Source organism: Bacillus sp. REN16, assembly GCF_020731355.1.
Lineage (GTDB): Bacteria > Bacillota > Bacilli > Bacillales > Bacillaceae_L > Ferdinandcohnia.
In genome coordinates this window covers 30,419-44,007 of sequence record NZ_JAJFZK010000011.1, presented here as the reverse complement: position 1 = coordinate 44,007, position 13,589 = coordinate 30,419, and the positions used below count along the sequence as shown (strand labels likewise).

At 39.1% G+C, this 13,589-nt stretch carries 14 protein-coding genes; 10 read left to right on the top strand and 4 right to left on the bottom strand.

Going from position 1 to position 13,589, the window contains the following annotated elements:
- Positions 1 to 30 precede the first annotated feature (30 nt).
- The gene (locus LKW28_RS16225; RefSeq protein ID WP_229141401.1) at positions 31 to 918 is read left to right on the top strand and encodes a DMT family transporter; all 888 of its coding nucleotides are present in this window, start codon (positions 31 to 33) and stop codon (positions 916 to 918) included.
- A 45-nt stretch (positions 919 to 963) separates the two neighbouring features.
- A complete protein-coding gene (locus LKW28_RS16220) occupies positions 964 to 1,362 on the top strand; it encodes a VOC family protein (RefSeq protein ID WP_229141400.1) in 399 nt (132 codons plus the stop codon).
- A 280-nt stretch (positions 1,363 to 1,642) separates the two neighbouring features.
- Here the strand turns inward: LKW28_RS16220 and LKW28_RS16215 are convergent, their stop codons facing one another.
- Positions 1,643 to 2,212: a helix-turn-helix domain-containing protein gene (locus LKW28_RS16215; RefSeq protein ID WP_229141399.1), complete on the bottom strand. Its 570-nt coding sequence runs from the start codon at positions 2,210 to 2,212 to the stop codon at positions 1,643 to 1,645.
- Between the two features lie 345 nt (positions 2,213 to 2,557).
- Here LKW28_RS16215 and LKW28_RS16210 point away from each other — a divergent pair, with 345 nt between their 5' ends.
- From LKW28_RS16210 to LKW28_RS16195, 4 genes are all read left to right on the top strand, one after another.
- The gene (locus LKW28_RS16210) at positions 2,558 to 3,277 is read left to right on the top strand and encodes a YebC/PmpR family DNA-binding transcriptional regulator (RefSeq protein ID WP_229141398.1); all 720 of its coding nucleotides are present in this window, start codon (positions 2,558 to 2,560) and stop codon (positions 3,275 to 3,277) included.
- A gap of 142 nt (positions 3,278 to 3,419) precedes the next feature.
- Positions 3,420 to 3,806 (top strand): DUF2500 domain-containing protein, encoded by a 387-nt coding sequence (locus tag LKW28_RS16205; RefSeq protein ID WP_229141397.1) that lies wholly within the window; start codon positions 3,420 to 3,422, stop codon positions 3,804 to 3,806.
- A 48-nt stretch (positions 3,807 to 3,854) separates the two neighbouring features.
- Entirely contained in the window at positions 3,855 to 5,432 is a 1,578-nt protein-coding gene (locus tag LKW28_RS16200) for a M2 family metallopeptidase (RefSeq protein ID WP_229141396.1), read from the top strand.
- Between the two features lie 214 nt (positions 5,433 to 5,646).
- Positions 5,647 to 5,877, top strand: coding sequence for an excisionase family DNA-binding protein (locus LKW28_RS16195; protein WP_229141395.1), 231 nt, complete (start codon positions 5,647 to 5,649; stop codon positions 5,875 to 5,877).
- A gap of 42 nt (positions 5,878 to 5,919) precedes the next feature.
- On the opposite strand, the gene LKW28_RS16190 is transcribed toward LKW28_RS16195, so the two are convergent.
- On the bottom strand, positions 5,920 to 6,876 hold the full coding sequence (locus LKW28_RS16190; RefSeq protein ID WP_229141394.1) for a D-2-hydroxyacid dehydrogenase: 957 nt from the start codon (positions 6,874 to 6,876) through the stop codon (positions 5,920 to 5,922).
- A 466-nt stretch (positions 6,877 to 7,342) separates the two neighbouring features.
- Between LKW28_RS16190 and pflB the strand changes: the two genes are divergently transcribed.
- The 4 genes from pflB (at position 7,343) to LKW28_RS16170 (ending at position 12,072) form a co-directional block, all read left to right on the top strand.
- Positions 7,343 to 9,571 carry a formate C-acetyltransferase gene (gene pflB / locus LKW28_RS16185; protein ID WP_229141393.1) on the top strand — a complete coding sequence of 743 codons (2,229 nt, stop codon included), beginning with the start codon at positions 7,343 to 7,345 and terminating at the stop codon, positions 9,569 to 9,571.
- A 22-nt stretch (positions 9,572 to 9,593) separates the two neighbouring features.
- Positions 9,594 to 10,319, top strand: coding sequence for a pyruvate formate-lyase-activating protein (pflA, locus tag LKW28_RS16180; RefSeq protein WP_229141392.1), 726 nt, complete (start codon positions 9,594 to 9,596; stop codon positions 10,317 to 10,319).
- 183 nt (positions 10,320 to 10,502) lie between these two features.
- A complete protein-coding gene (locus LKW28_RS16175) occupies positions 10,503 to 11,027 on the top strand; it encodes an RNA polymerase sigma factor (protein ID WP_229141493.1) in 525 nt (174 codons plus the stop codon).
- Positions 11,011 to 12,072, top strand: coding sequence for a hypothetical protein (locus tag LKW28_RS16170; RefSeq protein ID WP_229141391.1), 1,062 nt, complete (start codon positions 11,011 to 11,013; stop codon positions 12,070 to 12,072). Before LKW28_RS16175 ends, LKW28_RS16170 begins: the two co-directional genes overlap by 17 nt.
- Before the next feature lie 755 nt (positions 12,073 to 12,827).
- On the opposite strand, the gene LKW28_RS16165 is transcribed toward LKW28_RS16170, so the two are convergent.
- Both LKW28_RS16165 and LKW28_RS16160 read right to left on the bottom strand, forming a co-directional pair.
- Positions 12,828 to 13,304 (bottom strand): hypothetical protein, encoded by a 477-nt coding sequence (locus tag LKW28_RS16165; protein WP_229141390.1) that lies wholly within the window; start codon positions 13,302 to 13,304, stop codon positions 12,828 to 12,830.
- 24 nt (positions 13,305 to 13,328) lie between these two features.
- Complete coding sequence (locus LKW28_RS16160; RefSeq protein ID WP_229141389.1) at positions 13,329 to 13,523, bottom strand: YwbE family protein; 195 nt, start codon at positions 13,521 to 13,523, stop codon at positions 13,329 to 13,331.
- Positions 13,524 to 13,589 lie beyond the last annotated feature (66 nt).

The following is a 13,589-nucleotide window of genomic DNA, read 5'->3' as shown; positions in this document are numbered from 1 at the left end:
TGAGGTATAAGGAAAGGAGACTCTGCACCTATGTATATATCATTAGCCATTCTATGTCTAATTTGGGGATTTAATTATGTTGTCATGAAATTAGGAAACGGTGTTTTTCCTCCTGGAGAATTTGCTGCATTACGATTTTTGACGGGCTCAATTGTACTCCTAGGTCTTTGTTTTATAAAAAAAATACCACTGCCTAATAAATCAGATCTTAAGTGGCTTGTTATATGCGGACTACTCCAGACCACTTATTTTAACATTGCAATTCAAATATCACTTAATCACATTAGTGCTGGTCTTACCTCTGTTTTAACCTACAGTATGCCGCTTTTTCTGTCAATCATGGCACACCGTTGGATTCCTGGTGAACGGTTGACGGTCAGGAAGACGTTCGGAATTGTGATTGGCGTTGTAGGGTTATTTCTTGCTATGAATATCCATTTTGGAGGCTCCTTTTGGATCGTGTTATTGGGGCTAAGCTCTGCAATTTCTTGGGCCATAGCTAGCTTGTTTTTTAAAGTAAAGTTAAAAGATTGTGATACCATTCAATTTACAACGTGGCAGATGACGATTGGAACAGTCGGATTATTGGTATATACTCTTTCATTTGAAACGGGTGAATCACATTGGGGCTTCATGCCGGTAGTTTATATTCTGTTTTCTGGAGTGATTGCTTCAGCCCTTGCTTTTGTCATGTGGAATCATATTTTGAGGCGTACAGAAGCAAGCAAAGCATCGACTTCCTTATTGGTTGTACCAATTGTAGGCGTTGTTTCGGGTTACATATTTTTAGATGAAAGCCTAAGCGTGATCACGCTAGCGGGAATTTTACTTGTGCTCGTCGGGATCTGGTTTGTAAATAGTAAAAACACGCAAGAAAAACAAATGAACGAAATGAGTCATTTGGATAAAGCACTTTAGGGATATAATGAAAAATAAGAATTGGAATATAAAGGAGAACTTAATATGGAAAAAGTAACACCATTTTTAATGTTTCAGGATGGAAATGCAGAGGAAGCGATGAACTTTTATACATCACTTATTGAGGATTCTGAGATTAAAAGCATTATGCGGTATGGAGCGAATCAACCTGGGGGAGAAGAAGGTACCGTTATGAATGCAACTTTTACGATAAAAGGGCAGGAGTTCATGTGTATTGATAGCAATATTAAGCATCAGTTCACGTTCACACCTTCATTTTCAATTTATCTAACTTGCAGTACGGAAGAAGAAATTGATACCCTATATCAAAAACTAAAAGAAGGCGGAGGAGAACTAATGCCGTTGGGCAATTATGGTTTTAGCAAAAAATTCGGTTGGATTAATGACCGCTTTGGAGTTTCGTGGCAACTCACTCTTCAATAAGTAAGAATGTCCTTTTATCTACCTCAAGGGATTCGTTTTCCTTGGAGGATTATCAGGGTAAGTTTCCAACGGATAAATAGTCGGAAAAATTCCGCTTAATTGGTAAATGTTATTAAAAAAAGCTTAAATAGACGGAAAAATTCCGTCTATTTATTCGAAAAGCTCGTAAATGGGGCATTTTTGCTTTGCATAGTCGGAAAACCTCCGTTTATTTATCCCGAAACGTACTCTATTCTGGATATAAGCGAAAAATTTCCGCTTATAATACGTCGCTGGCTAATTAGAGGGTATAAGGTGCCTTGACGAACAGATTATTTCCAATCACACGTTTTTTACCGTTAAATTCACCATTCAGGTCCTGACTTTCAATAAATTCCTTTGTTACGTTGACAAGCATTCGTTTATGCTGTAACTCTACAAGATAATAAGATGACATATCATCAAATGAATCAGCCACCGCCAGTACACCGGGTTGCACAATGAAATCGATGATTGATTCCCAGCGATTTAATTTTTTTCTTCTGACAAGAGGGTGGATTACCGTTGCATTCGGGTATTTTTCTTTGACCACCGCATCATATTTTGATCTGGATTTCCCTGTTTTTTCATATTTAGAAATATCAATTTTCTCTTTCATAATATCTGTTGTTAAAGTCCCATCCCCTAATAAGGAGTCGACACTAACACCAAAAAGCTTTGCTATGCTTTGCAAGTTTTCAACATCGGGGGTACCTCTGCCACCTTCCCATTTTGAAATCGCCTGTCTGGATACGCATAATTTTTCAGCCAATTGTTCTTGTGACAGGGAAGCATTTTTTCTCATTTGCTTCATTTTTTCCCCTAAAGTCATAATCGTTCCTCCTAGTTAGATTGATAGATTAAGCTTATCCTTATGCGCATATTAAAGACAAGATATATGTGTTTACATGTATGCTACTTTGCGTAGCAATGTTGATTTTATAGGATTTAACACTATATTTCGGAAGAAGGTAAAAATAATTTGAGCTTGGGTATTAAAGAGCTTTAAAAAAACGCATTGGTTACATTTTCTTCTAATTTTTTTCTCGAAAAGCGTTATTTGTTGGAGTATAATATTATTTGTTCAAATGTAGGTTATGGAACGGTGACATTTTGAAGTGGTCAAAACTTACATTATAATAGTATTAGATTTAATAGCTGAAAGCGAGTGTTCAAGATGGGACGTAAATGGAACAATATTAAGGAAAAGAAAGCTTCCAAGGATGCGAATACAAGTAGAATCTACGCAAAATTTGGACGTGAAATCTATGTAGCAGCAAAACAAGGCGAGCCTGATCCTGAGTCAAACCAACATTTAAAAGTCGTTCTTGAGCGTGCGAAAACATACAGTGTACCAAAAGCAATCATTGATCGCGCAATAGAAAAAGCAAAAGGTGGTTCAGAGGAAACTTACGATGAGCTACGTTATGAAGGCTTTGGACCAAACGGATCGATGGTCATTGTTGATGCTTTAACAAATAACGTGAACCGTACAGCATCAGATGTACGTGCTGCTTTTGGTAAAAATGGCGGTAACATGGGTGTCAGTGGTTCAGTAGCTTACATGTTTGATGCAACTGCTGTTTTCGGTGTTGAAGGGAAATCGGCTGATGAAGTGCTAGAACTGTTAATGGAAGCAGATGTAGATGTACGTGACATTCTTGAAGAAGAGGATTCTGTCATTGTGTACGCGGAGCCAGAACAATTCCACGCAGTCCAGGAAGCGTTTAAAAACGCTGGAATTACTGAGTTTACAGTAGCTGAATTAACGATGCTTGCACAAAACGATGTAACCCTTCCAGAAGATGCTCAAGAAAAATTCGAAAAAATGATCGATGTATTAGAAGACTTGGAAGATGTTCGTCAGGTTTACCACAACGTCGATTTAGGTGAATAATCTTAATCGCAGACCTTTTGGTATAGGTAATTTACCTTCACCAAAGGTCTGTTTTTTTATGTAGAATTTTTTGAACGTTGAAACTTCCTTGTTTTTTAAGCGTATAACTTAGTAAAGAATCCTTATAAAAAGGGGGAAGTTTATGTACCCGGGAGATGCGATGTTCAATATCGTTCCAATTGTTGTGATGATTGGGTTTATTGTTGTAATTGGACTCATTGTTATTAATATGGGAAAGGGAATCAGCCAATGGAAGAAGAATGAGGATTCACCAAGGCTGAGTGTTCCTGCAATTGTTAAAACAAAGCGTACACATGTTAGTAAACATACACACCATCATACTGAGCCACATCACCATCATCATGTATCATCATCTACAAGTTATTATGTTACATTTGAGTTTGAGAGTGGGGATCGGTCTGAGTTTGCACTATCTGGTAATGATTATGGTCAGCTTGCCGAAGGAGATCAAGGGAAACTAACCTTTCAAGGAACACGATATTTAGGGTTTGAAAGAATAAGAGGTTAAAGGATATTGTCGATTTTTCTAGAATTATAGAGTGGAGGAGGGGTTAAAATGTCAATTGAACAATTTTTAGAGGAACAAAATAAAGCAATTCGCGAATTACATATTAAAAGTGCAGAAGCTTCATGGATGGCAGCAACCACTGGGGATGACGAATGGAATGCGAAGTCGGCGGATGCGGACACAGCAAATGGTGTTTATTTTTCAGATGCGGAGCGCTTCGAGCAGGTAAAAAAATATCTGGAACAAACAGTGGATCCCATACAAAAACGCCAGTTGGAACTTTTATATTCAAACATGCTTGAAAACCAACTTCCGGAAAACAAACTGAAGGAAATGGTTCAGCTATCGACTGAATTAGTTGGGGTGTTTAATACATACCGCGCGACATTGAATGGAGAGCAAGTATCGGAAAACGATGTGCGTCAAATTTTAATTAAAAGCAATGACCTTGAACTAAGGGAGCAAGCATGGCATGCAAGTAAACAAATCGCGAAAGAAGTTGAGGAAAAGTTATTAACACTAGTGAAAAAGCGCAATGAGGCTGCTCGCACACTAGGCTTTGATAATTTCCATCAATTGAGCTTCGAATCACAGGAGCTTGACCGCGAAGAAATCTTTTCGATTTTTACAAAGCTAAAGGAACTGTCTGATGAGCCATTTCGTCAAGTGAAGCAGGAGATGGATGAAGAACTTGCAGAACGTTTTGGTATTGATGTCCAAGACCTTCGTCCATGGCATTATGCAGATCCATTTTTCCAAGAAGCACCACCTTCAAAGGAATTGGACTTAGATCCATTTTATGATGGAAAAAATCTTGAGGAATTATCAACTCAGACTTTCGCGAAAATGGGTATGGATATTACCGATATGCTTCAAAAAAGTGACCTCTATCCAAGGGAGAAGAAAAACCAGCATGCATTCTGTACCGATATTGACCGTGAGGGGGATGTGCGCGTATTAAGTAATAATGTACCGTCCGATTATTGGTCCAACACAATGATGCACGAATACGGGCATGCGGTGTATTTCAAGTATATCGATCGCAGTCTGCCATTCTTATTACGCAGTCCAGCACATACATTAACAACTGAGGCAATTGCAATGTTATATGGACGCTTCGGGAAAAATCCAGAATGGCTCGAACAGTTTTTAGGATTGGACCAAGATCAGGTTGATGAGTTAAGGCCGGTTATTGAAAAATCTTTACGTCGTCAAATGCTGATTGCAGGCCGTTGGATTATGACATTTGTGTTCTTTGAACGCGAACTTTATGAGAATCCAGATCAAGATTTGAACCGTTTATGGTGGAAGATTGTGAGTGAGGTTCAATTTTTGACACCACCTGAAAATCAGGATTATCCGCATTGGGCAGCGAAGATCCACTTTACGTTGGTGCCAGTATATTACCAAAACTATTTACTGGGAGAGCTTACAACTTCACAGCTTCAGCGTTATATCGAGAAGAATATCTCAACAGATCTTTTTACGGAAAAAGTGGGAGAATTCTTGTTGAATGATTTCTTTAAGCCAGGCGCGTTATATAATTGGAATGAAAAAATTGAAAGAGCCACTGGTGAAAAACTAAATCCGCAGCATTTTATTGATCAGTTTGTTGCCGTAAAGTAAAAATGAGAGAGCTTTTCTCTCATTTTTTTCATCAAAAGGAGGGTGTTGATGTTCTCTTTTTTGGGTGCAAAATGTGCGATTTGTAATAGAAAAATCAAGCCGTTGCGAAAGTATGTCGATGATAAAGGGTATATAATAAGGGTGTGCATTCCTTGCTCGGAATACGCAGAACGACGCGCATACAAAATCAGAACGTAAAAAAGGATGAAGCAGGTTGTATTTAACAGTAGAAGAAACAGCAGAATATTTGTCAATTCCTGAAGATTTAGTGAAAAAGCTTATTCAAGAAAAAAAGGTACGTGCACTTTTTGACGGGGAGCAGTACCTTCTAAATAAAGACCAATTTACTACCACACTTGAACAGCTTGAAAAATACAAAAAGCTCTACGAGGAATGGCTGAGCGAACCAATTCCAGAGGATATCGATGTGAAGGATGAGGATTGAGGTGGGCATAAACGTCCCACCTCATTTTTGCAGGCTCCGTGCCTAATACCCCTTCTTATAATCCACTAAATTCTTCGGCAGCACTCCACCTTGAGCATAGCTTTTAAAATTTGGAATAAAAATATCCTCGATCACACGCTTTGTGTAATGTTCTGTTGAACCAGATGTGTGAGGTGTAACAATAACATTTTCAAACTCCCATAACGGGCTGTTCTCATCTAACGGCTCTTTCGTGAAAACATCCAACCCAGCCCCGGCAATCTCGCCTGAACGCAATGCCTCAATCAAATCATCTTCGACAACAATCTCGCCACGTCCAATATTAATGAAAAATGCAGAAGACTTCATTTGCTTAAATTCACTTGCTCCAAATAAATGATGGGTTTCATTGGTTAGCGGCAATGTTACTACAACATAATCACATTTTGGTAGGACTTCAGACAACTGATCGGTCGTGTACATTTCATCGACGAACTCTTCTGAACGGTCAGAGTGGCGAACTCCAAGAACCGTCATTCCAAAAGCTTTTGCAATTTTGGCCGTCTCCTTTCCGATATGCCCCACGCCTATAATACCAATCGTCTTTTCGTGAATCTCTAGCTTCATATCGGAATGATCCCACTTTTTCTCCTGCTGATTTCTTACATATGTATGAATTTTTCTCGTCAATCCAAGCATCAGTGCAAAGATCGTTTCCGAAATGGGATACGCATGAACCCCGTTTGCACTTGTAAGAAGAATATTTTTCTTCTCCATTTCTGCAAGAGGCATGCTATTAACACCTGCGCTCCAGCTCTGCAGCCAGTGAAGCTTTGACTCAGTAAATATGCTTTGCTCCGCGATCTCCTTTTTCCAGCCGACAATCACTTCAGCATCATGTAAATGCTCCAGCCAAACAGACGAATCACGTCCAGCAACAATCTCCCAATTAGGAACGATTGCTTTGATTTGCTCCAAATGTAACTTCTCAATATCTTGTGTAATGACTAGCTTTGACATGGTGTTCCCCCAATCCCAAGTATATTTATTTTTATCTTAATACAGACCGGCATGCATTACTAGTGGCAGATGGGGACAGGTATTGGTAAGTCGCTATTTTCCAGGTACTAGGAGGATGGTGGTACTCCGGCAGAGTTGAAGTGCCATTACATTCCAGATATTAGGAGAGTGGAGGTGTTCCAGCAGCTTTAGGGTGTCATCACATTCCTGTAAATAGAAGGTTGAAGGCAGCCAAACAAGCTAAATTCCCTCCGTCGCAACCTGTCTCCTAACACCAGATCATTTTTGACCAATTTTCGATGAAATTGTGGCGGAATTGGTAATTTCACTAATTTGTGAAATATTTCACATGACAAAGAACCCTGCTCATTGTATGATAATGTTGTAAGGAAGTTTGTTCAGTAGTGAGCAAACAAAAAACTTAATTCAAAGCAGATAAAATACCTTGTAATGGAGGTCATTGATAATGAAAGCATGGACTGGTTTTAAAAATGGAAAATGGCAAAAGGAAATTGATGTACGGGATTTTATTACAGAGAATTTCAAACCATATCTTGGAGATGATCGATTTTTAGAAGGGCCAACTGAAGCAACAAATGCTCTTTGGGAACAGGTTATGGAATTAACAAAACAGGAACGTGAAAATGGTGGAGTGCTTGATATGGATACCAAAATTGTATCTACGATCACTTCACATGGTGCTGGTTACCTAAATCAGGAAAAGGAAAAAGTCGTTGGCTTCCAAACGGATAAACCATTTAAACGCTCGCTTCAGCCGTTTGGCGGAATCAGAATGGCGGTCGATTCTGCAAGATCTTATGGATTTGAAATTGATGAGGAGATTGTAAAGACGTTTACGGAGTATCGAAAAACGCATAACCAAGGCGTGTTCGATGCTTATACACCAGAAATGAAACTTGCAAGAAAAGCGGGAATTATCACTGGACTGCCTGATGCATATGGCCGTGGACGAATCATTGGCGATTACCGCAGAGTAGCACTTTATGGTGTAAACCGCCTAATCGAAGATAAAAAGAAAGACCTGTATGAAACCGGAAATGGAGCCATGTCGGATGACATCATTCGTGATCGGGAAGAGATTTCTGAACAAATTCGTGCCCTTCAGGAATTGAAGGAGCTCGCTGTATCCTATGGGTATGACATTTCAGAGCCGGCAACAAATGCAAGAGAGGCCTTTCAATGGTTATATTTTGCTTATCTGGCTGCAATCAAGGAACAAAATGGGGCTGCGATGAGTTTAGGGCGGGTGTCTACATTCCTAGATATCTATATTGAAAGAGATACAGCAAATGGAATTTTAACCGAGCAGGAAGCACAGGAAATTGTTGACCATTTTGTGATGAAGCTGCGACTCGTGAAGTTTTCCAGAACACCAGATTACAATGAACTTTTCAGCGGTGATCCAACCTGGGTGACGGAATCACTAGCAGGAGTAGCACTTGATGGACGCCCATTAGTGACGAAAAACTCTTTCCGTTTCTTGCATACACTAGACAATCTTGGCCCAGCACCTGAGCCAAACTTAACTGTCCTTTGGTCTGTAAAACTACCTGAAAACTTTAAAAAATATTGTGCAAAAATGTCTATTAAAACAAGCTCTATTCAATATGAAAATGATGATATCATGCGTGAAACATATGGTGACGATTACGGTATCGCATGCTGTGTATCGGCTATGGCAATCGGAAAGCAGATGCAATTTTTCGGAGCAAGAGCGAACCTTGCGAAAGCTTTACTCTATGCAGTCAATGGCGGTATTGATGAAAAGCTAAAAATTCAAGTTGGACCAACATATGCACCGATTACCACAGAGTATTTGGACTATGAAGAAGTCCTTCAAAAATATGATATGATGCTCGAATGGCTTGCAGGCTTGTATGTTAACACATTAAACATCATTCACTATATGCATGATAAATACAGCTATGAACGTATAGAAATGGCACTCCATGATCGTGAAATTTTACGAACCATGGCATGCGGAATAGCGGGTCTGTCAGTTGTTGCAGATTCACTTAGTGCTATTAAACATGCAAAGGTCAAAACAATTCGTGATGAAAATGGAATTGTCGTAGACTACGAGATTGAAGGGGATTTCCCGAAATACGGAAACAATGATGACCGTGTTGATGACATCGCGGTTGAGCTAGTGAAACGTTTTATTAATAAAATTAAAAAGCATAGAACATATCGCAACTCTGTTCACACTCAATCGATTTTAACGATCACATCAAATGTCGTGTATGGTAAAAAAACAGGGAACACACCGGATGGCCGAAAAGCTGGGGAACCATTCGCACCAGGTGCCAACCCACTTCATGGCCGTGATACAAAGGGTACACTTGCATCACTGAGCTCTGTTGCGAAGCTGCCATATGAGTATGCCTTAGATGGAATTTCAAATACTTTCTCTATTGTTCCAAAAGCATTAGGTAGAGAGGAAGATGCGAGGATTAGTAATCTAGCGGGCTTACTTGACGGATATGCAATGAAAAAAGGACACCATTTAAACGTGAACGTCTTTGACAGAGAGACATTGTTAGATGCAATGGAGCATCCTGAGCTTTATCCACAGTTAACCATTCGTGTCTCAGGATATGCCGTGAATTTTATCAAACTAACAAGAGAACAACAAATTGATGTAATAAATCGAACTTTCCACGAAAGCATGTAAAAGAAAGAGGAGGACGAGAAGCATGAACGGACGCATTCATTCCATAGAAACTTGTGGAACGGTAGATGGACCAGGACTACGTTATGTTATTTTCACACAGGGGTGTCTGCTCCGTTGCCAGTTCTGCCATAACCCGGATACTTGGAAATTAAATAAGGGGAAGGAAATGAGTGTTTCAGAGATTATCGATGATATCAAAACATATCTTCCCTTTTTCCAAGCATCAGGCGGCGGTGTGACGGTAAGTGGTGGGGAACCTTTGCTCCAGCTTGAATTTTTAATTGAGCTTTTTAAAGAATGCAAGAAGCTAGGGATTCACACTACAATCGATAGCTCTGGCGGATGCTTTACTCGTTCTCCTCATTTTATGGATCGTTTAGAGGAACTGCTCACACTAACCGATTTGATTTTACTTGATATTAAGGAAATCGATCCAGTAAATCATAAGGAATTAACGGGATTGAGCAACGAACATATTCTGGATTTTGCCCAGTATTTATCAGATAAAAAGGTCCCGGTTTGGATTCGGCATGTGCTCGTTCCAACGATTAGTGATAATGATGAGGATCTTACGAAACTATCCGAGTTTATAAAAACTCTAAAAAACGTAGAAAAAATCGAAATACTTCCGTATCACAAGCTCGGAATTTACAAATGGGAAAGCCTCGGTCTCGAATATAAACTAAAAGACGTCGAACCCCCAACCGAAGAACGAGTCAAAAACGCAGAAAGAATTCTAATTGGATAGAATAGTTGAGAGTATGAAATCACTTGAAGAATTTCATGCTCTCTTTTTTTATGGATTTTTCCTTCTTGCAGGAAAAGCAGGAATTGAGACGAATTGTAGGTAAGGAAATAAATTTTAAAAAGATTGAAACAAATAAGCGATTGAAACGACTTATTCTTGATTGGGGGCGAGGCATTGGAGAATATGTCATTCGATATTGAAAAAATCTACGACTTGTATCACCGGGATGTTTATCATTTTGCGCTGTTTTATACAAATAACCGTCAAGAAGCGGAAGACATTACACAGGAAACCTTTATTAAAATTATGAAAAACATAGCTAGCCTGCAAAATCCAGAACGAATGAAGACATGGATTTTTTCAATAGCAAAGCATACGGCCATTGACCTAAAACGAAAACAAAGCTTTATGCAATTCCTACCGGATTGGATTTACGAAAAAGCATCAGAAGAGGCTACACCTGAAAATAAAGTCATTCAAAAAAAGGACTGGGAAGAGCTGCAAGAAGCACTCATTAAATTAAAGCCTACTTTTCGGTCCGTCCTCATTTTACGGGGATTAAAAGAGCTGTCCATTAAGGAAACGGCTGAAATTATGGGATGTAGTGAAAGAAAGATACGCGTTGACTACCACAGAGCTATTCAACAAATGAAAAGGCTTGTTCAAGTAGATGAGGAGGGGTGGGGGCTCAATGAACAATCGAAATGATGAAAAATGGTTACAACCCTTGAAAAATCGTCCTGAGCTTGAACCGAATCCAGTTTTTGCAAATGAGCTAAAAGAAAAGCTAACGGAAAATTATAAGATAAAGAGAAGAAATTTTTCTTGGCTAAAAATGTGGGTCCCACTAGCAGTGGCAGTTTGTTTGTTTACAGTCATAACTGTATCCTATGTGATGAGTGATCCCGAACAAGGGCAGCAGCCGGTTGAAGTAGAAGAAAATACGAAAGTAGTGAATCCGGATTTTGAAACGTTGTTAGCTGAGAATCCTGCGTACCAACAATTGTATGATTCAGTCTTAAAGGTAACGAAAATAAAAGAAGCTGGTAAGCTAGTAGTAAATTTTTTCGAGGCACTTCATGTGGAAGATAAGGAATTCCTTAAGGAAAATGTATTTTTTCCGGCGAATCCAGAAAAAGAAGTTGAAGTGTTACTTGATTTTTACAAGGGGATCGATGTGAGATCACTAACTATTAAGTCGTTTAAGGAGAGTCAGGCTGAACCGAGTATTGAAATGGTCTTTTCATATACGCAAAATAATGAGGAAAAGCTGCACCATATTCATATTAACTACTGGGAAGAAGGGCAAATAGAAATCTATGCCCCCCTTGATGAATATGTCCCAGAAATCGAAAATGATCTTGAACTTAATGAGCAGGAAAGGGCTGCGTACGATGCATTCAAAGTCGATCATAATCCTGAGGCACTAAGAAACCTCGAGCCAATCAGTGTGGCGAAAATCTATCTCCAAGCCATAGCAGATGGTGATCAAGAAACCTCCTATGCCTTGTATACAAAGAGAGAGGACAGAGTCATGTGGTCAGAGGAAGAGGATAAGAAGTACTGGGAACAAGATCCGATGTTTTCCGAAATAGACAATAAAGCTTATTACGGGTTAGGTTCTGGAACCTTCCGTCAACAAAGCGAATATGAAGGTTATATTTCCTTCCGTAATAAAAATGGAGATATGGGCTTCCAAATGGTAAAAGACGAAAACGGCGTTTGGAAGGTAGGTTTTATGCCAATACAATAGGACTCGGTTTTTCGTCCTACTAGGATTAGGAATTAGATGGGATATGGAAAGACGCATCAAAAACTATATATGACATGGATATTGGATGTAAATGGAAAAGGCCATACCATAAAAGCCTAATATGACATGGGTATTGGATGTAAATGGAAAAAGTCACGCCATAAACGCCAAATATTGCATGGATATTGGATGTAAATGGAAAAAGTCACACCATAAACGCCAAATATGACATGGATATTGGATGTAAATGGAAAAAGCCACACCATAAACGCCAAATATGACATGGCTATTGGATGTAAATGGAAAAGGTCATACCATAAACGCCAAATATGACATGGATATTGGATGAAAATGGAAAAAGTCACGCCATAAACGCCAAATATGACATGGGTATTGGATGTAAATGGAAAAGGCCATACCATAAAAGCCTAATATGACATGGGTATTGGATGTAAATGGAAAAAGCCACGCCATAAACGCCAAATATGACATGGGTATTGGATGAAAATGGAAAAAGAAATATCATAAACGCCAAATATTGCATGGGTATTGGATGTAAATGGAAAAAGTCACACCATAAACGCCAAATATGACATGGTTGTTGGATGTAAATGGAAAAACCCATACCATAAACGCCAAATATGACATTATTATTGGATGTAAATGGAAAACGCCGTTTGGAAGGTATCTTTTATGCCAATTCAATAGTGAAATGAAAAAATCCAACCCCATTTTTACAGGAGGTTGGATTTTGTTTATTGTAGTCTAAAGCCCTCGTCATATAAATAATCTTCAGCTTCGTCATAGGAGCCAAAAGCTTCTTCCAGATTTAATCCGGAGTATATATTCCACCACTCGTCCTCAAACACGAGCAGCAAGGTTTGTCCCTCATCATTCACCCAGCGTTCCTCTTGTCCTTCACCAATGATGGCATTTTCCCTTGCATGAGGAGAATTTGCAGAGAGTGATTGAATGGATTCCTTCACGATTCTTCGCAGATCAGCTTCAGAGAAGTCGCGAATATTAACAAATCCTTTTTCATCCACCTCATAATTTTGAAGGTTTCCGGCATATACAAAACCATTGCCATTTGGGTGGAGATGCTGAACGACAATCTTTTTCTCAAAGACACTGTCGTTATAATGAAAGTTCACTCTTTTTAAAGATACATCTTTCCGTTGAAGCTCCGGGAATGATTCAATGATTTTACGTTTTTCTTCGAAAGATAACATGTATAAGTCCTCATTTCAATTCTTTTATTTTAAAATTTCCTTCACGCGGCCAACCTGTCCATCCTCCAACCGAACCTTAATCCCATGAGGGTGAGAGCTGGACTTTGTTAAGATATCTTTCACGGTTCCTTTTGTCAGTATACCCGTACGTTGGTCTTTCTTTAACACAATTTGCACTAGAATTCCTGGTGTTATGTCTGCACGATTTTGCCCATTCATTGCGAAAATCCTTCCATTCTTTATTTGTTCATTTAGTTTACCTTAAATTCATAAAGAAAAACAGAT